Origin of the sequence: Microbacterium sp. GCS4 (assembly GCF_001262495.1) — a bacterium.
In the GTDB taxonomy this organism is placed as follows: Bacteria; Actinomycetota; Actinomycetes; order Actinomycetales; family Microbacteriaceae; genus Microbacterium.
In genome coordinates this window covers 394,406-416,940 of the sequence record NZ_LGYE01000003.1, presented here as the reverse complement: position 1 = coordinate 416,940, position 22,535 = coordinate 394,406, and the positions used below count along the sequence as shown (strand labels likewise).

The following is a 22,535-nucleotide window of genomic DNA, read 5'->3' as shown; positions in this document are numbered from 1 at the left end:
CTCCATAGAGCTCCGCGACTCCATAGAGCTCCGCGCCCGCGCCCGCGCCCGCGCCGAGGAAGGCGAACACACGGAGGGAGGACGATTTCTGGCGAATCGTCCTCCCTCCGTGTGTTCGCCTGACTTCGCGTGCGGCGCCGACCAGGAATCAGTCCGCGAAGGTCGCTCCGTCGATCACGAAGCGGTAGCGCACGTCCGAGGCGAGCACGCGCTCGTAGGCCTCGTTGATCTGCGATGCGGGGATGACCTCGATCTCAGCGGCGATGCCCTTCTCGGCGCAGAAGTCGAGCATCTCCTGCGTCTCCCGGATGCCGCCGATGTTCGACCCGGCGAGCGAGCGACGTCCGCCGATCAGCGCGCCGACAGGTACGGGAAGGGGCTCGTTCGGCAGACCGACGCAGACCATCGATCCGCCCACGTCGAGCAGGCTGAGGTACGCGCGCAGGTCGATGCCGGCGCTCACAGTGTTGAGGATCACGTCGAACGACGAGCGCAGGTTCCGGAACGTCTCACGGTCGCTCGTCGCGTAGTAGTGGTCGGCGCCGAGCCGCAGTCCGTCGTCCTTCTTGTTCAGCGTCTGCGACAGCACCGTCACCTCGGCGCCGAGCGCGTGCGCGATCTGCACGCCCATGTGGCCGAGGCCGCCGAGACCGACGACCGCCACGCGGCTCCCCGGGCCGACGCCCCAATGGCGCAGCGGCGAGTACGTCGTGATGCCCGCGCACAGCAGCGGGGCCGCGACGTCGAGGGCAAGGGCGTCGGGGATGCTGACCACGAACGACTCCGTCACGACGACCTGCTCCGAGTAGCCGCCCTGCGTGATCGTGCCGTCGCGGTCGGTCGCCCCATAGGTGAACACGGCGCCCTGGGTGCAGAACTGCTCGTCGCCGCGCTCGCAGTTGCGGCATTCGCCGCACGAGTTCACCATGCAGCCGACGCCGACGCGATCGCCGACCGCGTGGCGCGTCACCTCGGGGCCGACTGCGGCGACGACGCCGGCGATCTCGTGCCCAGGGGCGAGCGGGTAGGTCTGGGAGCCCCAGTCTCCGCGCACCGTGTGGATGTCGGAGTGGCAGATGCCGGCGAACGCGATGTCGATCAGGACATCGTGCGGGCCGAGTTCTCGACGATCGATCTCGGTCTTCTCGAGCGGAGCGGCTTCGCTGGGGGCGGCGTAGGCGTGGACGCGGGTCATGCCTCGACCCTACCTACGCCGCTGAGGTCGGAACTGTGCCCGCTCACGGTCGTCGGCGCGTTTCGTCTCGCTTCGCTCGCTCAACGACCGGGAGAAGGGTCGTTGAACGAGGAGCGCAGCGACGAGACGAAACGCCCCGCGACTACCGCTTCTTGGCCTTGAGCGCCTTCTCCTGGATCGGCGCCTCACCCGAGGCGGCGAGGTCGGCGTAGTAGGCGCGCGCCTCGTCCTGACGCTGCTTCTCGGCGCCGGAGGCGATGGGCGCGCGCACGTGCTCGGGCTCGTAGCCGAACGCGTCGACGAGGTCGAGGGCGTGCGGGCGCAGACGTGCGCACAGGCGGTCGATGTAGCTCGACACCGCAGCGGCGCGCTGCATCGACAGGCGGCCGTTGATGAGGTGCCAGGCGAGATGCTTCTCGATGAGCTGCAGGCCGAAAAGATCGCGCAGCCAGGTCAGCACCTTCTTGGTGTCGGCGTCCTCGACGCGGTGCACGGCGTCGGTGAACGCCTCCCACTGCAGCAGCTCGCCGTGGGCGCGGGCGGCCTCGATCAGCTCGGCCTGGTTCTCGTTGAACAGCTGCGCCCCGCGCACCTTGTCCTTGCCCGCGGCGCGGAGGCGACCGGCGATGTCGGCGACCATCTGCTGCACGCGCTCGGCGAGCAGGAGGTGCTGCTGCTCCTCGCGCAGCCCGTTCTCGACCGACCGCGCCACCTGGCCGAAGTCCGCGACGGACTGGCCGAACTGACGCAAACCCGCGCCGTGGAACACCTTGCCCGCGGTCTGGCCCACGGCGAACTTGGCCAGCGCCGCAGCATCCTTGCCGGTGAACTGCTTGGCGTAGTCGGTGAGCAGGCGCTTGCCGACGAGCTGCAGCAGCACGTTGTTGTCACCCTCGAAGGTCACGTAGATGTCGAGGTCGGCGCGAAGCCCGACGAGACGGTTCTCGAACATGAAGCCGGCGCCGCCGCAGGCCTCACGGGCCTCCTGCAGAGTGTCGAGCGCGTGCCAGGTGGAGAGCGGCTTGAGGGCCGCCGCGAGGGTCTCGAGGTCCTCGCGGTCGTCGGGGGTGTCGGTGCGGCCCGAGAACACGCCGTCGAACTTCTGCAGGAACTCGTCGTGCGCGAAGATCTGCGCGTAGGTGGTGGCGAGGCGGGGCAGCAGGCGGCGCTGGTGCTTGCCGTAGTCGAGCAGCACGACCTCCTGCCCGTCGGCACCGTCGAACTGGCGACGCTGGGTCGCGTAGGTGATCGCGATCTTGAGGCCGAGAGCCGACGCCCACGACGCGGCGCCGTCGAGCGAGACGCGCCCCTGCACGAGGGTACCGAGCATCGTGAAGAAGCGGCGTCCGGGGCTGTCGATCGCGCTGGAGTACGTGCCGTCGGCCGCGACGTCTCCGTAGCGGTTGAGCAGGTTGTTGCGCGGGATGCGCACGTGGTCGAACGAGAGGCGTCCGTTGTCGATGCCGTTGAGGCCTCCCTTGAGTCCGTCGTCCTCGCGCCCGATGCCGGGCAGGTCGACGCCGTCCTCGCCGCGCAGCGGCACGTAGAAGCAGTGCACGCCGTGGTTGACGCCGTTCGTGATCAGCTGCGCGAAGACCGTGGCCGCGACGCCGTGCAGGGCCGCGTTGCCGAGGTACTCCTTGGTAGCCGCGCGGAACGGCGTGTGGATCACGAACTCCTGGGTCTCGGGGTCGTAGGTCGCGGTGGTGCCGACAGCCGCGACGTCGGACCCGTGGCCGATCTCCGTCATCGCGAACGCGCCGGGGATCTCGAGGCTCATGATGCCCGGAAGCCACTTGTCGTGGTGCTCGGCGGTGCCGAGCTGCAGCACGGCGGATCCGAAAAGGCCCCACTGCACACCCGACTTGATCTGCAGGCTGGGATCGGCGACGACCAGCTCTTCGAAGCCGGCGATGTTCGCGCCGTTGTTCTCCTCGCCGCCGAGGCGCTTCGGGAACGCCCGGTGCACGGCCTTGTTCTCGACCAGCAGGTGCAGCTGGCTCAGCACGCGCTCGCGGTGCTCGTCCTTGCCGAGCTCGTCGTCGCGCCAGAAGGCGGGGTCCTTGATCAGCTCTCGCGCTTCGAGACGGGTGTCGGCCCAGGTGCCGAGCAGCAGACGCGTGACGGCGTCGACGTCGAGGCGGGCTCCGGCGTCGTTCGCATCGGCGGAAGTGGTGTTCGGACGGACGGCGGCGTCGACCATGCGCATTCCTCTCAGAGGGAGACGGGGATGCATCCATGGTAGGTCTGCCACAACCATGGGCGAACTCGTCTGTGCTGTTCCTCCAATAGGCTGCCGCGACGTCCCCCGACCGGGTTGTCGTCAGCCGACAGTGCCGACGGTCCTGCCCGGTGGCGGTGCCGTCTTCGCGTCGGCCCATCGCCGCGCGGTGCCGGAGCTCAACCGCGCCCATGTGCGATCGCGGATGAAGATCGAGTCGATCGCGATCATCGTGAGCGAGAACCAGGGCAGACCCATGAGCACGGCGATGCCGATGTGGAAGGAGAGGATGCCGAGGAGGCCGATCAGTCTGGTGGGGCGCGTCAACAGCATGAGGGGGAACGCCACCTGCAGGATGATCGACCCCCAGCTCGCGATCGTCACCATCGGCCCCCAGGCCGTGACGAGGTCGCTCAGCACCGGCCAGGTGCCGAAGCGGGCGGTCTGCAGCGGGTTGTAGACCGCGTAGCCGTCCTTCCACGGGTCGCCTCCCGCCTTGAAGAGAGCTCCGGAGGCGTACACGAAGCAGACCTGAGCCGTGAGCGCGACGAGCGCAAGATTGTGGAAGACGGTGCCGAGCAGGGCCGGCTGGCTGTTCGGCGGGAACCAGTCGCCGACCTTCGCGCGGCGCCGTGCGTCGAGCGACCACCGTGCGGCCGGGTCGGCGAAGAACAGCAGCAGCAGCGCGATGCGGAACATGTTGTCGCCTTGGTCGCCGACCATGTCGTTCGCCTCGATGAATCCGACCCACAGGCAGAAGAACACCGGCAGCACGAGGCGGAAGCGCCAGCCCAGCACGAACAGCACCGCCAGTCCCGCAAGCGCGAGGTACAGCGCGGTATAGAGGACGTCGTTGCCCATGGCCGCGTGGAACGCGCTGAACACCCAGATCGTCGGGAAGTCGCTCACGGGCTGGGCCATCTCGCCGTTCCACGCCGAGCCCGAGCCGAACGTGTACAGGCGGGTGCCGAAGTTCGCCGCCAGCAGTCCGAGCGCGGTGACGCCGAACAGGATGCGGGTCACGGCGAGCCCGTAGAGGGCTTTCTTGCCGTGGAACAGCCAGTCGCCGACGAACGCGGAGATGCGGTCGACGGCCGACACGACCATCGCCCACAGTCCCGCGACCATCGACGAGGCGAAGGTGAGGAGCCGTGCAGGCAAGGATGCCGTGGGTACGGGCTCGGGGACGGCAGGCCTCTTCTGCGGCGCCTGCTCCGGCGCTTTCTTCGGCGGCGCATCCGGGCGCAGCGCCGCGGGCGCGGCATCCCTCTTCTGCTTCTCCACCGCCTTGTCCCGTGTCCTCGTCGGCGCGCTCACGGCTGGATCCTCTCGAACTGGGCGCGGAAGGTGTTCGCGAAGTTCTCGCGGCTCTGACCCTCCTCTTCTATCGGCAGACGCCAGCCCGTGGTCGAGAAGGTCGGATCCGGGCGTTGCGCCCCGGGGTCGTTCCGCTCGGCATAGGGCACGACGTTCTGACGGCTCACGCGGTACTGCACCTGCACGACGGCATCCGCTCCCCAGATCGCATAGGCGACCTGGGTCGCGTACGCGGTGGAGAGATGCTCCTCGGCCAGGTACGCGGCGGGTGAGGGGTGGTCGCCCTCGAGCTCGTCGAAGGACCGGGTCATCCACTCCTCCCAGCCGTCCTCGGTGTAGTCGAGCGCGACCACCGCCTGCTGCTGCTCGTCGAGCTTGTTGTAGGCGTTCATCTGCCCGCTCGCGACCTCGGTCGACTGGATGCCTGCGCGCGGCGGGAACAGGGTGTAGCGGATCATGGAGAGCTCGACGTCCGTTGCGCTGACCCACCCGGTCTCGATCTCCTCGCCGTCCTTCTCGATGATCGCGCGGACGTTGAAGTGGTAGTCACCGTTGATCGGCTCCGGCGCGAAGACGCTCCATGACTGGCCGAACATCGGCAGCATGTAGCTCGACAGCACCTCCTGCGTGGGGATCTCCCGGAGCGCCGAGTACGGTGCGATCCACAGGAAGGATGCGCCGACGTGCCACAGGGTGAGGAGGCATGCGGCGAACGCGATGAGCTTGACCCACCACGTGGGGCGCGGCCTCGCGGTCTCGGCCGCCTCAGCCGTCTCGATCACCTCAGTCGAGGCGTCGGTGTCGGTGTCGGTGTCGGTGTCGGATGACATCTGCGTCGTGGTCATTGTGCGCACCTTCCTGACCGACGAAGGGGGAGGTCGGGGCCGCCGTGCGCGGCGGCCCCGACGAGGATGTCGCTACTCGACCATGCGGTCGGCTGCGACGGTCTGCGCTCGGCGACGACCGAGACGGACGGCGCCGAGACCCATCAGGAGCAGGAGAGCCGCGAGCGCGACCCATCCCGTCTGCACGTCTCCACCGGTGGTGGCGAGGCCCGATGCCACGACCTGGAACGTCGTCGACACGGCTCCGGATGTCGCCCCCGTCAGCGTGACGGTGTGGGTGCCGAGGTCGGTGTCCGCGGGGATCGTCCACGTGAACGTGACCTCGCCCTGGGCGTTGGCGATGCGGCTGCCGAGCGCGAGCGGCGCGGAGGTCATGAGCCCCGTGACCGTCTCGCCGGGCTGGAATCCCGTGCCGATCGCGGTCTGCTGATCTCCTCGCTCGAGCACGGGCGTCACGACCCGGATGCCGATCTGCGCTCCGGGGTTCGCGGCGGCGTTCCCGTCGGCGGACGCGGATGCCGAGGCCGTCGACGTCGCGGTCGCGGAGGCTTCTGCCGTCGCGTCGGCGGAGACGTCTGCCGCTGCCGACGAGGATGCCGTCGCGGACGCCGAGGCGTTCGCCGCCGCGGCCGAGGACGCGTTCGCGTTCGCAGTCGCCGCAGCCGAGGCGTCGGCGGCACTGGTCGACGTCGCGTCCGTCTGCGCCGCCGCCTGCGCCGCCGCGGCCGCCGAGGCGTTCGCGTCGGTCGTGGCGGTCGAGGAGGCGTCCGTCGATGCGTCGGTGGTCGCCGCGGCCGAGGCCGCCGCATCCGCCGTCACGTCGGCCGCCGCAGAGGCGCTGCTGGTCGCATCGGCCAGGGCCGCAGCGACCGCCGCCGCCTCGGCGACCGCGTTCGCGTCGCTGTCGGCTTGCGCCGAGGCCGCCGCCGACGCCGAGGCGTTGGTGTTGACCTCCGCCGAGGGGTCGGCGTCCGCATCCGCGGAGGCGACGGCATCGGACGACGCGTCGGTCGAGGCGGAGGCGAGGGCCGCCGCGCTGGCGTTCGATGCGGCGCTCGTGCTCGCGTCGGACGTGGCGGAGGCCTGCGCCGCCGTCGTGCTCGTCGCATCCGCGAGCGCTGCCGCCTGTGCCGCGACCGCGGCCCCGGCGTTCGCCGCCGACGTGGCATCAGCCGTGGCATCCGTCGACGAGGTGGCGGTCGCCGCGGTCTGCGCCGCCGCCTCCGCCGCCGGGTTCGCCGCAGCGGAGCCTTCCGCCGTAGCATCCGCCCAGGCCGCCGCCTGCGCGGCCGCCTCGGCGACCGCGTCGGTCGAGGCATCGGCGTTCGCGGACGCGGATGCCGAGGCCGCCGCATTCGCGTTCGTCGAGGCCTCCGAGGAGGCGTTCGTGGAGGAATCCGCGGTCGCCGCGCTCTCGGACGAGGCGGCCGAGTTGGCGTCGGCGGCCGTGGAGGCTGCGGCGTTCGCGTCGTCGGAGGCGTCGGCCTGCGCCGCTGCCTGTGCGGCGACGGCCGCGGAGGCGTTGGCTGCCGCCGTCGCGTCGGTCGTGGCCGTGGTCGAGGCGTCCGTCGTGGCCGCCGAGACCGCAGCCGCCGACGCGTCCGCCGTGGCAGCGGCCGAGGCCGCGGAGGTGGCGTCCGCGAGGGCCGCCGCTTCTGCCGCCGCCTGTGCCGAGGGGTCGCCGTCGGCCGTGGCATCTGCGGACGCCGAGGCCGAAGCCGCCGCGTTGGTGTTGACGTCGGCCGGGTCGCCCGCCGTGACCTCCACGGTGTCGGTCTGCGTGACCGCCCCCGAGGTGCCGGTCAGCGTGTACCCGGTGGCCGGTGCCGTATCTGCCGGCACGGGGTAGTTGACAGAGAAGGCGCCGAACGCATCCGTCGTCGCGCTCACGGGGCCGCCGACGTTTGCGCCGCCGCCCGGGGCGGTCAGCTGCAGCGACACCGTGGCGTTCACGGGCCAGCCCGAGCCGGTCACCGCGAGGTTCGTGCCCGCGGGCACGGATGCCGCGGCATCCAGCACGACGGGCGCGGCCGTGACCTCGGTGGTGTCGACCGCGGTCGCCGCACCGGCTGTCGCCGTGACCGTGTAGCCCGTCCCGGCAGGGGTCCCTGCGGGCACGGGGTAGGCGAGCGTGAAGCCGCCGAGTCCGCTGGTCGTCGTGGTCTGCGGCGTGCCGATCGGGGCACCGCCGGGTGCGGTCAGCTGCACCGTGACCTCGGTGTCGGCGGGCCAGTCGGAACCCGTCACCGAGAGCGAGGACCCGGCTTCGACCGTGTCGGCCGCGTCGACCGTGGGTGCCGCGGTGACGGCGGTCGTGTCGGTCGCGGTCTGCGCTCCGACGGTCGCCGTGACCGTGTAGCCCGTTCCTGCCGGCGTGCCGGCGGGCACCGGGTAGGCGAGCGTGAAGCCGCCCGTGCCGTCGGTCGTGACCGTCTCGGGCCCGCCCACGTTCGCGCCGCCGCCTGGGGCGGTGAGTTGCACCGTCACCTCGGTGTTCGCAGGCCAATTGGCACCGGTGATGCCGAGATCCGAGCCCGCCTGCACGGTGTCGTCCGCGTCGACCGTGGCCGCTGCCGTGACGTCGGTCGTGTCGATAGCGGTCTGCGCGCCCGCGGTCGCCGTCACGGTGTAACCCGTGCCGGCCGCCGCGCTTGCAGGGACCGGGTAGGCGAGCGTGAAGGCGCCCGTGCCGTCGGTCGTGACCGTCTCCGGGCCGCCGACGTTCGCGCCACCGCCCGGGGCGGTGAGCTGCAACGACACCTCGGTGTTCGCGGGCCAGTTGGTGCCGGAGACCGCGAGGTCGGTGCCCGCCTGCACGGTCGGAGCCGCGTCGACGGTCGGGACGGGGGCGTCCGTGACCTCGGTCGTATCCGTGGCCGTGACGGCCCCGGCAGTCGCGGTCACCGTGTACCCCGTCGCGGCGGGAGTGCCTGCAGGAACCGGGTACGCGAGCGTGAAACCGCCCGTGCCGTCGGTCGTGACCGTCTCGGGTCCGCCGACGTTCGCGCCGCCGCCCGGGGCGGTCATCTGGACCGATACCTCGGTGTTCGCGGGCCATCCGGCGCCGGTGACAGCGAGGTCGGCGCCCGCCTGCACAGCGGGCGCCGCGTCGACGGTAGCGGGGGCTGCCGTGACGTCTGTGGTGTCGAAGGCCGTGGAGGTGCCGTCGGTGGCCGTGACCGTGTAACCGGTCGCGGCGGGGGTTCCCGCAGGGACCGGGTACGCGAGCGTGAAGCCGCCTGTGCCGTCGGTCGTGACGGTCTCAGGACCACCGACGTTCGCTCCACCGCCCGGAGCGGTCAGCTGCACCGACACCTCGGTGTTCGCGGGCCAGCCGGCGCCCGTGACGGCGAGGTCGTCGCCCGCCTGCACGGTCGCGGCGGCATCCACGGTCGGTGCGTCGGCGAGAGCGTTCGGTCCGGCTTGCGCGCGGGCGAGGGCGATCGTGCCGACACCCCCGGTGCCGAGGATGTCGCCGACCGTGAGGACGAAAGCCTCCTCGCTGAAGATCGGGCCGTTGTCGGGCTGCACGTTGCCGCGCAGCGAGACCACGCCGTTCAGGAGACCGACCGCGGGGGCGATCGCCGTGACGATCCCGGTCACCGCGGTGGTGACGGTCGGCACGACCGTCGCGATCACGCCCGTCGGGCCGAAGAGCGTCGTGTTGATGGGCGTCGTCAGGGCGCCGAGCAGGGTGCCCACGGGGACGACGACCGGGAGCCCGGCGACCTTGAGCGAGATCGTCGCGGTCGCTGTTCCGGCGACGACGCTGCCGAGGGTCTGGTTCGGGACCGAGACCTGCAGACCCGTGCCGATGTCGACCACCGGCGTGGTGCAGGTCGGGGCCGTGCCGACGACGCAGACCGCGACGCCGATGTTCAGCACGGCGGCGTTGAGCGTGTTCGTCAGCGCGGTCTGCACGAGGTTCGGGACCGTGTTCAGCACGTTCCCGACGCGGGTGATGAGGTTGTTCAGCACGGCGGCCGACAGCACCTCCTCGCCCACGTTCAGGTTGTTCAGACCACGGCCGGTGGTGTCGGAGAACAGCGCGGCGATATCGGCGGTCACGAGTCCGGTGCGGAGGTTCACGCTGACGACCCCGTCGCCCACCGGGGTGTCGAGGATCGTGTTCATGGCGGCCGCGATGTCGGTCGTGATCGTGATGTTCACGCCGTCGTTGCCGACGATGGGAGCGAGCGCGGCGTTGAGGCCTGCGAGGGCCTGCGCGAGCAGTCCGCTCGGACCGGCGAGGCTCGCGACGGCAGCGTCCACGGTCGCGGTGACTCCGCCGGGACCGGTGAGCGTGTTCGTGAGCGTCGCGATCGCCGGCAAGGACAGCGCGACGTCGCCACCGGCCACGTTGTAGTCCCGCGTCACGGCTCCCGCGGAGTCGATCGCGACCTCGGAGCTGATCGCCTCGAGCGAGATGTCGAGGTCGGCGACCGTGCCGGTCACGGCGGAGCCGAGGAGCCCCTGGAGGTTGAACGACGCGTTGGACGGATAGGCGCCGGTGCCGGTCGTGTCGATCACGCCCGAATCGCTCACGGCACCGGCTGCGGCGCGCGAGACGCCCGCGTCGGAGGACTGCGAGTACTGGTTCACGGCGCCGAGCTGCACGAAGTTCGACAGCGGCACGCTGAGGCCGCCGGGGATGCCGAGCTGCAGCGCGTTCAACGCTGTGAGATCGAGCGAACTCGTCTCGGTGTCGGGCGTCGGCGAACCCGCGTTGCTGGTCGACGATCCGCCGAGCGCCACGACGTCGTCGAGCGGCACTCCTCCGAGCAGCAGACTGCCGCTCAGGAACCGCGAGCTCGACGCCGATTGGTCGCCCGGCGCGGCTGTCGCCGCCGTCGGAACCAGTGCTCCTGCGAGGACGACGGCCGCGGCGATCGCGCCCGCCAGTCCTGCTCCTGCGGCCCTGCGCCTACGCAGTCCCGCCCCTCCGAATTTCGCCATTCGCCTCTCCCGTGATGCAGATGTTCCGCGTCACAAGGCCCTCCCCAGGTGCCGGCATCTGCCGGTCAGGACGATGTTGGTAAGCGACTATGCCAACCCTCCGAACGGTTTGTCCAGAGGTCTTGGCAAAATTCATGGGAGCGGTCACACTGTTTCGTGGGAGCGATCACACGAAAATCATGGGAACGGTCCTGCAAAAACGTGGGAGCGGTCACATGACATGACCCCCACACGACGGCCGCCCCGCATGGCGAACATGCGAGGCGGCGGGATCTTCGTGTGCCGGGCGGCTAGAGCCGGAGACCGTGACCGAAGCGGAAGAGCGGATCGGAGGTGTCGAAGGGAACGTCGGGCCGTGATGCCTCGACGGCCGCCATCGACCGGGGGAGGTCGAACGGCAGCGCCCCCGTGGACGGGGCGACCCCGCTGAGCACATCGAGCAGAGCAGCACCCGACGCACCCCAGTTCACGGTGACCGCGGCCGCGGCATCCGTGATCGGCTGGAGGATCGGCGGGCGGTCGGCGAGCACGTCGACCACGGTCGGCACCGCCGACGAGACCTCGCGCACATGCGCGACGACCTCCTCGGCGAAGTCGAGCGACCCCGCGTGGAAGAAGTTCTCGAACATGGTCGCGCGCTCGTCGAAGGGCGCCTGCAGGCGGATCACCGCGAGGTCTGCCTCCGCGGGAGTTCCGACGATCTGTCCGTACGCGGCAGCGACCTCCTCATCGATGCCCTCGACGTAGAGCTTCAGCCCTTTGGCGAAGGGCAGCGAGCCGTCGTTCGTGAGCACCGTGATCGATGCGCGCTGCGCCTGCTCGCCCGCGGCGCGGAACTTCGCCTGACCCACGATCTGGTCGGCTGCGTCCTCGTCGACGAAGGGGTCTTCGAAGAGACCGAGCTCGAACTTCTCCCGCAGGATGCGACGCGCCGAGACGTCCAGGCGGTCCTCGGTGATCGACCCGAACGCGACGAGCTCGAGCAGCAGCTCGGGGCAGTCCTCTCCCCCGAACTGGTCCGCGCCGGCATCCAGCACCTTCTTCATCCGCTCGGCCGGCGAGAGGTCTTCCACACCCCACGCACGCGCGGGGAACGGCTGTCCGAAGATCTCCGAGTCGTTGATCAGCCCCCAGTCCGTGCAGACGAGCCCGTCGAAGCCGAACCGCTCGCGCAGCAGCCCGGTGACGACCGAGCGGTTGAAGCCGAAGCCGACCTCCTCGTACTCCGTGCCGATCGGCATGCCGTAGTACGGCATCATCTGACGGGTGCCGGCGGCAAGCGCGTCCTGGAACGGCTTCAGGTGCAGCTCGAACTCGCCGCCCGGGTAGACCTGCTCTCGGCCATAGGGGAAGTGCGGGTCCTCGCCGTCCTTCTGGGGGCCGCCGCCCGGGAAGTGCTTCGTCATGGTCGAGACGGATCCGGGACCGAACGAGGCGCCCTGGAACCCGCGGATGTATGCCGCACCGAGAATGCCCGCCAGCTCGGCATCCTCACCGAAGGTCGCGGTCTGCCGTGCCCAGCGGGGCTCGGTCGCGAGGTCGACCTGCGGATGCAGGGCGACGCGCAGGCCGACCGCCGTGTATTCCTGTCGGGCGATATCGGCGAAGCGCTCGACGAGCTCGGGGTCACGGGTCGCCGCGAGACCCAGTGTCTCGGGCCACTGCGAGAACGGGCCCGCGAGGATCGACGCACCGGGGTTCTCGCTGAACGAGTGCCGCGGATCCGTCGAGAGCGTCACCGGGATGCCGAGGCGCGTCGTCGCCGCGAGCCGCTGCAGCGCGTTCTGCCAGGCGGCGATCTCGCGCCCGGTCGGTGCAGCGCCGAGCAGGTTGAAGTGCGTCATCTGCTTGACCTCGAGGAACTCGCGCGCACTGGGCGTGCCGAACACGGGGTTCGCCTCGTCGAGGTCGCCGATCGCGATCATGGTGTGGAAGAAGAGTCCGGCCTTCTCCTCCACGGTCATCGCGTCGAGCAGCAGCTGCACGCGCTCGTCGACGGGAAGGGAGGCGTCGAGCCAGGGGCGGTCGGCGACAGTGGTGGTCGATGCGGCGGCGGTGGTGGCGTCGGTCATGCTCACTTGACTCCCTTGATGCGGTAGACGAGCACGGCTCCGGCGAGGGCGACGAGAGCGCCGAAGAGATACCAGGTGGGGTAGCCGCCGAGCGGAGTGGCGGCGCCGAGCGCGATGATGGCGGGGGCGATCGCGGGGGCGATCGACTGGGGCAGGGCGTTGGCGATGTTCAGCACGCCGAGGTCCTTCGCGACATCGTCGGGGTTCGGCAGCACCTCGGTCGCGAGAGCGAGGTCGACCGAGAGGAACGATCCGGCGCCCAAGCCGATGATGGCCTGCGCGACGATGACCATCTCGATCGAGGGGGCGACCGCGAGGATCACGAGGCCGACGACCATGACCAGGCCGGCGATCGCGACGAACGGACGGCGCTTGCCGATCTTGTCCGACAGGAATCCGCCGAGCGGCGAGGAGATGGCCATGGCGGCCATCGAGGCGAGGTTGGCGAGCAGGATGGTGCCGACCGCGCCCTGCTCGTCGAGGCCGAACTTGGTCACGAGGTACAGCGGGAGGAACGTCGCGATGCCGGCGTAGCCGAACATGACGAAGAACTTGGTCAGCCAGGTCCAGCCGAAGTCGGGGTGCTTGCGCGGGTTGAAGACGAAGGAGCCGAAGAACGTCGCGATCGTGAAGCGCTCGGCGGGCTTCTCTGTCAGGCGACGGTCCTTGAGGATCAGGACGAACACGATCACGAGGATCAGCGCGATCACGCCCGGCACGACGAAGCGCTCGAAGTCGCCGGGGAGGAAGTTCACGATGAAGCTGCCGGCGAGGATGCCGATGGGCGTCGTGATGCCGACGAGACCCGAGACCTTGCCGCGGCTGCCCGCGGGCACCTGGTCGGGCAGAGTGGCGTTGGCGGCGGCGAGCACCGCGTTCATGGCCGCCTGCACGAGGCACCAGGCCAGGAGCACGACCCAGAGCGAGGTCGCGACGCCGATCAGCACGAATCCGCCGAGGCCCACGACGGCACCGCCGAGGATCCAGGGGCGGCGCATGCCCCAGCGCGAGGTGGTGCGGTCGGAGAGCCGCCCGACGAGCGGGTTGGCGACCAGGGCGAAGGCCGCGCCGACTCCCATGACGAGACCCAGGCTCGCCTCGGTGGTCACGGGATCGATGCGGGCGACCTTGAAGGCCATCGAGACCATGACCGGGGTGAGGAGGGCGAGGAAGACGCCGAAGTTCACGGCGGCGAGGCCGGGCGCGTAGCCGCGGGGTGTGCGCGCGGGCGTGGTGCCGGGGACCTTGACGCCCGTCGTGCCGACGGCGGCCGCGTTCGCGGCGGGTGACAACTCTGTCATGGGTGTTCCTTTCGGGCGGAAGCCGTTCGTCATCGACGCGGCGTGGACCCGACGATACACGAATCTCGACCGTTTGGTAAGTGAATATCGACCGCTTGGTAATGAGCGAGGATAGGATGCAGGAGGAGGGCGCGATGACCACCATGACGTCGACCGGCTCGCGGCAGGGCCGTGCCGCTGCCACGCGACAGCGGATCGTCGACGCCGCCCGCGAGCTGTTCGTGCGCGATGGCTATCGCTCCGTCTCCCTCCGGGACATCGCCGCCGCGGCATCGATCAGCCATCCCGGCCTTCTCGGGCACTTCGCGTCGAAGGACGACCTGCTCGCCGAGGTCGTCGCCGGCTTCGAGGACGACAACGAGAAGGCGTTCGATGCCATCACCGCGAACGCCGAGCCCGGCGAGCTCGTCTCCGCGGCCATCGCGGCTCGGAACGCCCGCACCGAGGGCTACCTCGAGCTGTTCGCCGCGCTCACGGGCGAGGCATCGGCACCCGAGCATCCCGCCCACGAGCGGATGCGCGACCGCTACGAGCGTCTGCGAGCGATGACGACCGAGCTGCTCGACGACGCCCGTGCCAGCGGAGCCATGGACCCGGACCGCGACGTCGCCGACGAGACCGTGCGCCACATGGCCGGCTGGGACGGGCTGCAGCTGATCTCGCAGTACCTCCCCGACCGGGTCGACGTCGTCTCGATGCTCGAGGAGCGCGAGTCGCTGTGGGCGCTGCCGTTCGGATGGCAGGAGCCGGATACGGCGGCATCGGCCACGACCGCACCCATGCTGCCCCCGCTGACCGGCGCGCTCGTCGACGTCGCCGACGACGACGAACCCGGATACGCGGTGGGGCGCCGTCGACGCACGCAGATCGTCGCCGACGCGATGCGCTTGTTCGCCCAGGACGGCTACGGCGACACGAGTCTGCGCGACATCGCTCAGGCCGTCGGCGTCTCGAAGTCGACCCTCCTGCACCACTACCCCACCAAGGAGTTGCTGCTCAGCGCGGTGCTCACCGAGCGCGACAGGGCCATCCAGGACCGCGGCGACGCCGAAGGGATCGACAGTGCGGCGTCGGCCCTGCGCGACCTGCCGGTCGGGGCGTTCCAGAGCGCGCACGTGGAGCCCGGTCTGATCGAGGTCTACGCGGTGCTGTCGTGCGAGGCCGTCCCGGCCGGACACCCCGCGCACGGATACTTCGCACAGCGCTTCTCACGGGCGATCGACTACTTCGCCGAGCTGTTCCGGATCGCCCAGCTCGAGGGCGAGGTATCCGCGCATCGCGACCCCGAGCACGAGGCCATCTGGCTCATCGCGCTCTGGGACGGCCTGCAGTACCAGTGGCTGTACGACCGTACGGCCGTCGATGTGGCCGCACAGCTGCGCTCCCACCTCGCCGACGTGGTGCCCGCCCGCGTCTGAGCCGGCCGCGGCTGAAAACGCCCGTGTCTGGGACGGTCGTGTCTGGGACGGTCGTGTCTGGGACGGCCGGAGTCGACTGCTGTCGGCGGTCTCAGGCCGCGGCGATGACCGCGAGCACGTCCTCTCCGTAGGCCTCGCGCTTCTTCTCGCCGATGCCGGTGATTCCCTCGAGATCGGCCAACGACGTGGGGCGGTGCTCGGCGAGCGCCCGCAGGGTCGCATCGCCGAAGACGACGTAGGCGGGCTTGCCCTGCTCCCGGGCGACGCCGGCGCGCCAGGAGCGCAACGCCTCGAAGAGTCCGCGGTCACCGGCATCCAGAGCATCCGCTGCACTCGCCTTGCGGGCGCGCGACGACGACGCCGGCCGCCCGATCGTGTCCTTGCGCAGCGGTACCGCGGTCTCCCCTTTCAGCACCCCGGGTGCCTCGGCGCCGGGGGCGAGGGTGCCGTACTCCCCCTGCGCCGCGAGGATGCCGCGGGCGAGGAGCTGCCGCACGACGCTGCGCCAGTCCTGGTCGGACAGGTCGGCGCCGATGCCGTAGGTCGCGAGCTCGTCGTGCCGCTGCTGACGGATGCGTTCGGTCGACGCCCCACGCAGGATGTCGATCAGGTGCCCGGCGCCGAACGCCTGATTGCGCTCGCGCTTGAGTCGCACGATCGTCGACAGCAGCTTCTGCGCGGGCACGAGCCCGTCGAAGGTGTCGGCCTTCTCGAGGCAGGTGTCGCAGTTGCCGCACGGCTCGGACTCCTGACCGAAGTAGCCGAGCAGGTTCTGGCGGCGGCACTGCACGGTCTCGCACAGCGCGAGCATGGCGTCGAGGTGCTGCCCCATGCGCATCTTGAACGTGCGGTCGCCCGGGCTCTGGTCGATCAGGCGGCGCTGCTGCACCACATCGCCCAGCCCGTAGGCCATCCAGGCGATCGAGGGCAGGCCGTCGCGACCGGCGCGACCCGTCTCCTGGTAGTACCCCTCGACGGATTTCGGCAGGTCGATGTGCGCGACGAAACGCACGTCGGGCTTGTCGATGCCCATGCCGAACGCGATGGTCGCGACCATCACGACGCCGTCTTCCCGCAGGAACCGCGACTGGTTCGCCGCGCGCACCTCGGCCGGCAGACCCGCGTGATAGGGCAGGGCGTCGAAGCCCTGCGCCGCGAGGTAGGTGGCCGTCTGCTCGACCGACTTGCGGCTGAGGGCGTAGACGATGCCGACCGCCCCCTCCGGCTGCTCGCGGATGAACGCGACGAGCTGCTTGCGGGGATCGACCTTCGGCACAATGCGGTACTGGATGTTCGGTCGGTCGAAGCTCGCGACGAAGTGCTTGGCGGCCGCTGCCCCACCGGTGCCGTCGAGGTGCAGGCGCTCGGTGAGCTCCTGGTGGGTGGCGCGGGTGGCCGTGGCGGTCAGCGCCATGCGCGGCACGCCGGGGAACCGCTCGCCGAGGTCGCCGAGGGCGAGGTAGTCGGGGCGGAAGTCGTGGCCCCACTGCGACACGCAGTGCGCCTCGTCGATCGCGATGACGCTGAGGGTGCCGCGCTGCAGCAGTGCCGTCGTCGCGGGGTTCGACAGCCGCTCGGGGGCGACATAGAGGAGGTCGAGCTCGCCGGCGACGTAGGCCCGCTCGACGTCGCGGCGCTCGTCGATCGACTGCGTGGAGTTGAGGTACGCGGCCTTGACGCCGTTCGCGCGGAGCGCGTCGACCTGGTCGTGCATGAGGGCGATGAGCGGACTGATCACGAGCCCCGTGCCTTCGCGCACGAGTGCGGGCACCTGGTACGTGATGCTCTTGCCGCCGCCGGTCGGCATGAGGACGACGGCATCCCCGCCGCCGATGACCTGCTCGACGATCGCTGCCTGGTCGCCGCGGAACTCGTCGTAGCCGAAGACGGTGTGCAGGGCCTCGCGGGCGCTCGCGAACCGGCTCGGCGTCGCGCGGCGCACGGCAGGAGCAGCGGGACCGGATGCCGGGGCTGCGGCGACCCGCGTGCTCGGACCGGGGCCCCAGTCCAGCGGAGGCTCGAACCCGGCGCCCTGCGGCTCCCAGTCCATCGGCTCCGGGGGCTCGGAGGGCTCCCACCCGTCGCCGTCCCATCCGTCGGACGGCGGCTCGTCCGCGAACGGCAGGTCCTCGTACGGGTCACGGGGAGTCTGCGGCATCCCCCCAGCGTAACGACCCCCGCCGACACCGGACACCCGTCCCCCACACCCGCGCGGAAGCGACCGGGAAACCGAGAGCCGCGAAGACCCGGCCGGCGAGTCCCGCCCCGGCGCGCCGCCCACATCGCCGACGGCCTCCGTTTTCCACCCGCCCCACGCCGCACGGGGTTAGGTTGGACGCAGACGCCCGAAGGAGCATCCGATGACCGACTTCACCGTGACCCGCAACGACGACGCCTCCCGCTACGAGATCCACTCGGGCGACACGCTCGCCGGCTTCGCCGAGTTCCAGCAGCGCCCCGGCGCGATCCGCTTCATCCACACCGAGGTCGACCCGGCGTTCCAGGGGCAGGGTGTGGCGGGCGTCCTCGCGAAAGACGCCTTGACGGATGCCGCGGCGACGGGCGACGCGATCGTGCCGCTGTGCCCCTACATCGCGAAGTACCTGACGACGCACGAGATCCCCGGTGCGGAGATCCGCTGGCCGCAGCGCCCGGCCCCGATCGCCGGCACGGACGCCGCCGGCACGGCTGCCGCCGGCACCGATCCCGCGGACTCCTGATGATCGGCGAACGCCGCATCGTCCTCGAGCCGCGCGAGGTGCCGCTCGGCGGCGTGCGCGGTATGAACGTGCTGCGCCTGCTGCCGCACCGCAACCTGCCGACCATCGGCGCATGGTGCTTCCTCGACCGGTTCGGGCCCGCAGACACGCGCATGCGCGTCGAGCCGCACCCGCACATCGGCCTGCAGACCGTGACCTGGCCGCTGGTCGGCGAGATCCGCCACCGCGACTCGCTCGGCAGCGACGCCGACCTGCGCCGCGGGCAGCTCAACCTCATGACCGCAGGCAACGGCATCTCGCACTCGGAGTACTCGATCGGCGAGGGACCTGTGCCGCTCGATGCGCTGCAGTTCTGGGTCGTGCTGCCTGAGAGCGCCCGTCACGGGGCGGGCGGGTTCGAGCGTCACACCGACCTTCCCGGCGTCCGGCTGATGGCCGTCGAGGGAGCGGATGCCGCGGCCACGGTCGTGCTGGGGGAGTTCGCCGGCATCACGTCGCCGGCGACCGTGCACACGCCCATCGTCGGGGCCGAGATCGCGATCGCCGCGGGGAGCACCGTGCGGCTGCCGCTGCGGAGCGACTGGGAGCACGGGATCATGCTCGTCGAGGGGGATGCCGTGGTGTCACAGCATCCGATGGAGCTGAACGACATGCTCTACCTCGGCGATGCGCGGAACGAGGTCGAGGTGTCGAGCGCGAACGGCGCCCTGCTGTTCCTCGTGGGTGGCGAACCGTTCGAGGCCGACATCGTCATGTGGTGGAACTTCGCCGGCAGGACCCACGAGGAGATCGTGTCGGCGCGGGAGGACTGGGAGGCGGCGTCCGACCGCTTCGGCGTCGTCGAGGGGCACGACGTGCGCATCCCGGCGCCGCCCCTGCCCGACGTGCGGCTCATGCCCCGCGGGCGGAAGATCTGACGCGAGCCGCTCTCGATCGTCGAGCCGCCGGTCGTTGAGCGAGCGCAGCGAGACGAAACGCGGTGAGCACCCCGGTCGTTGAGCGAGCGGAGCGAGACGAAACGCGGTGAGCACCCCGGTCGTTGAGCGAGCGCAGCGAGACGAAACGCGGTGAGCACCCCGGTCGTTGAGCGAGCGGAGCGAGACGAAACGCGGTGAGGTCCGTACGACTCCTCACCGCGTTTCGTCTCGTCGCTGCGCTCCTCGCTCAACGACCGGTTGCGACTACTCCGGCTGGTCGGTCTCCGGAGCCTCCGTCGGCGGAGCCTCTGTCGGCGGAGCTTCCGTCGGCGGGACCTCCGTCTCCGGCGCCTCCGTTTCCGGCGCGCCGGCGTCCGGCACGTCCGCCGCGGCGGGCGTCTCGACCGTCAGGATCGTGCGCACGGCCGACTCCCCGTACTGCACGAGCCCGAGGTACCGGGTGCCGGCGGCGAGGCCGGACCAGCTGAGGTCGTAGCTCGTCTTCTCACCGCGCACGGCGGCGATCGGGTTCGGGGTCGCGGTCAGAGCTCCGTCGCCTCCCGGCTGCACCGTGGCGTAGGTCATGTCCCACGTCATCGGCGCCGAGGTGGCGTAGACGTTCGCGACGACCAGGTAGGTGCCTGCGGTCGGGGCGGCGACGGTGACCTGCTCATCGGCCGATCCGGTGGCCGACTTCCACTGCTCGTAGTACCGCAGGTCGTCGGGGCTCACCACCCGGTACACACTCAGGTCGAGGTCGCTGCCGGTGTCGTCCGACGAATCGAGGTCGAACCGTGCCAGCGTCGTGCCCTCGGGCACGTCGACGATCCACGACACGTCCTTGTTCGCGTCACCCGATGCCTCGTCACCCGAGTGCCCGACGACGCGGCCGTCAGGATCCTCGAGCAGCGTGAACGGGGTGAGGCCCGAGAGCCCGAGCGGCAGATCGCCGTCGAGACCGGGGGTGATCTCGACCGTGGTCGACCCGTCGACGCCCGTGCCCGTGACCTCGGCGGGAGCATCCGCCGTGACGGGGAACACCGCGATCGGCGAGCGCACCGTGTTCTTCTTGCTCGTCCAGGTGAGCGAGCCGGTCGCCCACTGCTCGACGGGTGCGCTCTGGTTGTCGAACGTGACCGTGTAGGTCGCCTTCTGGCCCGCGCGGTCGAACTTCAGGGTCGACGGCGACACCGTCACGTCGACGCCGGGGACGTCGACGGATGCCGTGAACGTGCCCTTCTCGGTCGACGTGACCGTGCGGGAGACGGTCTGCGCGCTGGCGAGCGAACCGATCGAGATCGACGCGGCGTTGAGGTCGCTGCCGTCGATGGGGTCACCGGGGAAGTCGGCGAGCCCCTTGCCCTCGAGGAAAGCCATCCAGTCGACCACGTCGTTCATGTACAGCAGGCCCGGGTTGAACATTCGCTTCGGGTCGACCTGACCGGCACCCTGCGAGAACGGGTCGCGGTTGGGCGATCCGTCGGCGTTGACCGTGTCGTACGCGGTGGTCATCATCGCGGACTTGATCTCGGCGGGCTTGGCCAGGGGCCGCTCGCCGAGGTACAGGGCTGCGAGGCCGGCGATGTGCGGCGACGCCATCGACGTTCCCGACAGGATGCCGAAGGTCGGCGCCTCGCCCGGGTCGTTGTTCGTGGCGGCGAGGATCGCGACGCCGGGGGCGGCGATGTCGGGCTTCATGACGTCGCTGCCGTCGGCGAGCATCGGTCCGCGGCTGGAGAAGCCGGCGATCTGCGGCGTCGGGGTGGTGACACCGGTGGTGTTCTTGCCGACGAGCGAGATCGGGCGATCGGTGCCGCCCTGCACGTAGGCGAGCACGGCCGCGCGGTACGCGGAGGCGAGGTGCACGGTCGGCACGGCGTGGAAGTCGTTGTCGAGCGAGTCGGCTCCGCCGGGCACGTTCACGAGGACCATGCCGATGCCTCCGGCATCCTTCACGACCTGAGACTTCTCGGCGCGTGCGTTGTTGCCGCGGTCGCAGACCACGATGTGCCCTGCGGCCCGGGCGGCGTCGAGCATTCCGGGGAGGCAGAGCGCAGCATCCGCACCCGAGGCGCCGGATGCCGGGATGTCGCCGGCGTACACCGACGGTCCGGTGACGGTCTGGCCGAACGGCACGCTGACCGAGGCGCCGGCCTGCGCGAACCCGTCGAACTGCACGGTGCCCTCCCAGGTCGGGATGGTCGACGCGGCGACGGTCGTGTACCACGGCGAGGCGTGGTCGGCGGTGACGGAGTCGGGTCCGTCGTTGCCGGCGCTCGCGGCGACGAAGACGCCGGCGGCGGCCGCGTTGAAGAACGCGATGTCCTCGGGGGCGAGGACGGTGGATGCCGCGCCGCCGCCGATCGAGTAGTTGATCACGTCGACGCCGTCGGCGACGGCCTGGTCGATCGCGGCGATGAGGTCGCTGCCGGCGCAGATGTCGTCGGTGGTGACGGTGGGGTCCGGGCCGACGTAGCAGGCCTTGTAGGCCGAGACCTTGGCGCCGGGCGCGACACCCGAGATCGTGCCGAAGTCGACGCCCTCGACCGCTGCCTTCACCTTGAAGTTGCCGGCTGCAGTGCTGGCGGTGTGCGAGCCGTGGCCGTCGCCGTCACGCGGCGAGAGGTAGTCGTACTGGAAGTCGAAGCCTGCGGCGGCGGCGCCCGAGGAGAAGTACTGCGCGCCGATGAGCTTGCTGGAGTAGTCGCTCTTGTCCCAGCCCTGGCCTTCGACCATGGTGGCCTGGAAGCGTCCGCCGTCGGACTTGTCGAAGTAGACGTTCGTGCCGTCGGTGTACGGCTCGCGCCCCTTGTGGCGACTCTTGTCCTTCTTCTGCTGCTTGAGCTTCTTGCCCTGGAACGACGGATGCTCGGGGGCGATGCCTGTGTCGATCACACCGACCACGACGCCTTCGCCGGCCTTGTCGACGCCGCCGGTCTGCTGCCAGACGCCGCCCTTGCCCTTCTTGTCGTCGCCGAGTCCGAGGAAGCTCGTGGAGGTCTGCGCGTCGGGGTGGCGGATGAAGTCCGGGTACACGCCGAAGACGTCCTTCGAGGCGCGGAGCGTGTCGACCTGCTCACCCGAGAGCTGCGCGCTGAAGCCGTTGAGCACGACCTGGTAGGTCGTGTCGGGAGTGACGCCGGCCTCCTGCGCGACGGTCTGCTGCTCGGCCTCGAGGTGCTTCACGTAGCGGAGCGAGTCCTGCGACTCGGTCTCGAGCTGCTCGCCCTCGGCGGGCTTCGTCGCCTGGATGCCGTCGACGCCGCCTTCGTAGCTGGCGAGGGGGTCGGCCTTCAGTACGACGATGTACTGTCCGGGCGTGCCCTCGATCGGGGTGGGTGCGTTCACCTCCTCGACGCCTGCGTATCCTACGGTTGCCGTCGACGCGACGAACAGCACGGCCAGGCTTGTGGCCGCTGCCATCCGGAGGGGTGTTCGACCCATGTGACTCTCCGATGATCGTTGTGCGGCCTCTTGCCGCAACGCCGCTCAAAGTAACCCGGACTCACACGGGATTGCCAGGTTCGAGGTCGAAACCTAGACGAAAGGCCAGTACGTCATTTCCTGTCGCTC

General features: G+C 70.5%; 12 protein-coding genes. 3 read left to right on the top strand and 9 right to left on the bottom strand.

Features of this window, described 5'->3' with window-relative positions:
• Positions 1-148 precede the first annotated feature (148 nt).
• The 7 genes from AKH00_RS13715 to AKH00_RS13685 form a co-directional block, all read right to left on the bottom strand.
• Positions 149-1,195 carry an NAD(P)-dependent alcohol dehydrogenase gene (locus AKH00_RS13715; RefSeq protein WP_050723302.1) on the bottom strand — a complete coding sequence of 349 codons (1,047 nt, stop codon included), beginning with the start codon at positions 1,193-1,195 and terminating at the stop codon, positions 149-151.
• A gap of 142 nt (positions 1,196-1,337) precedes the next feature.
• A complete protein-coding gene (locus tag AKH00_RS13710) occupies positions 1,338-3,398 on the bottom strand; it encodes an acyl-CoA dehydrogenase family protein (RefSeq protein WP_050723301.1) in 2,061 nt (686 codons plus the stop codon).
• A 120-nt stretch (positions 3,399-3,518) separates the two neighbouring features.
• Positions 3,519-4,523 (bottom strand): HTTM domain-containing protein, encoded by a 1,005-nt coding sequence (locus AKH00_RS13705; protein WP_442922398.1) that lies wholly within the window; start codon positions 4,521-4,523, stop codon positions 3,519-3,521.
• A 206-nt stretch (positions 4,524-4,729) separates the two neighbouring features.
• Positions 4,730-5,578 (bottom strand): DUF5819 family protein, encoded by an 849-nt coding sequence (locus tag AKH00_RS13700; RefSeq protein WP_235556780.1) that lies wholly within the window; start codon positions 5,576-5,578, stop codon positions 4,730-4,732.
• 72 nt (positions 5,579-5,650) lie between these two features.
• Complete coding sequence (locus tag AKH00_RS13695) at positions 5,651-10,534, bottom strand: choice-of-anchor G family protein (protein WP_050723299.1); 4,884 nt, start codon at positions 10,532-10,534, stop codon at positions 5,651-5,653.
• Positions 10,535-10,824: 290 nt separating this feature from the next.
• A complete protein-coding gene (locus AKH00_RS13690; RefSeq protein WP_050723298.1) occupies positions 10,825-12,606 on the bottom strand; it encodes a glycoside hydrolase family 3 protein in 1,782 nt (593 codons plus the stop codon).
• Between the two features lie 2 nt (positions 12,607-12,608).
• Positions 12,609-13,907 (bottom strand): MFS transporter, encoded by a 1,299-nt coding sequence (locus AKH00_RS13685; protein ID WP_050723297.1) that lies wholly within the window; start codon positions 13,905-13,907, stop codon positions 12,609-12,611.
• A gap of 134 nt (positions 13,908-14,041) precedes the next feature.
• Here AKH00_RS13685 and AKH00_RS13680 point away from each other — a divergent pair, with 134 nt between their 5' ends.
• Positions 14,042-15,325: a TetR/AcrR family transcriptional regulator gene (locus AKH00_RS13680; RefSeq protein ID WP_235556779.1), complete on the top strand. Its 1,284-nt coding sequence runs from the start codon at positions 14,042-14,044 to the stop codon at positions 15,323-15,325.
• A gap of 91 nt (positions 15,326-15,416) precedes the next feature.
• Here the strand turns inward: AKH00_RS13680 and recQ are convergent, their stop codons facing one another.
• The gene (gene recQ / locus AKH00_RS13675; protein WP_050723296.1) at positions 15,417-17,483 is read right to left on the bottom strand and encodes a DNA helicase RecQ; all 2,067 of its coding nucleotides are present in this window, start codon (positions 17,481-17,483) and stop codon (positions 15,417-15,419) included.
• 202 nt (positions 17,484-17,685) lie between these two features.
• Here recQ and AKH00_RS13670 point away from each other — a divergent pair, with 202 nt between their 5' ends.
• Together AKH00_RS13670 and AKH00_RS13665 are read left to right on the top strand one after the other, a co-directional pair.
• Positions 17,686-18,045, top strand: coding sequence for a GNAT family N-acetyltransferase (locus AKH00_RS13670; protein WP_050723295.1), 360 nt, complete (start codon positions 17,686-17,688; stop codon positions 18,043-18,045).
• The gene (locus AKH00_RS13665; RefSeq protein ID WP_050723294.1) at positions 18,045-18,962 is read left to right on the top strand and encodes a pirin family protein; all 918 of its coding nucleotides are present in this window, start codon (positions 18,045-18,047) and stop codon (positions 18,960-18,962) included. Before AKH00_RS13670 ends, AKH00_RS13665 begins: the two co-directional genes overlap by 1 nt.
• A 264-nt stretch (positions 18,963-19,226) precedes the next feature.
• On the opposite strand, the gene AKH00_RS13660 is transcribed toward AKH00_RS13665, so the two are convergent.
• Positions 19,227-22,385, bottom strand: a complete 3,159-nt coding sequence (locus AKH00_RS13660; RefSeq protein WP_050723293.1) for a S8 family serine peptidase — start codon at positions 22,383-22,385, stop codon at positions 19,227-19,229.
• Positions 22,386-22,535 lie beyond the last annotated feature (150 nt).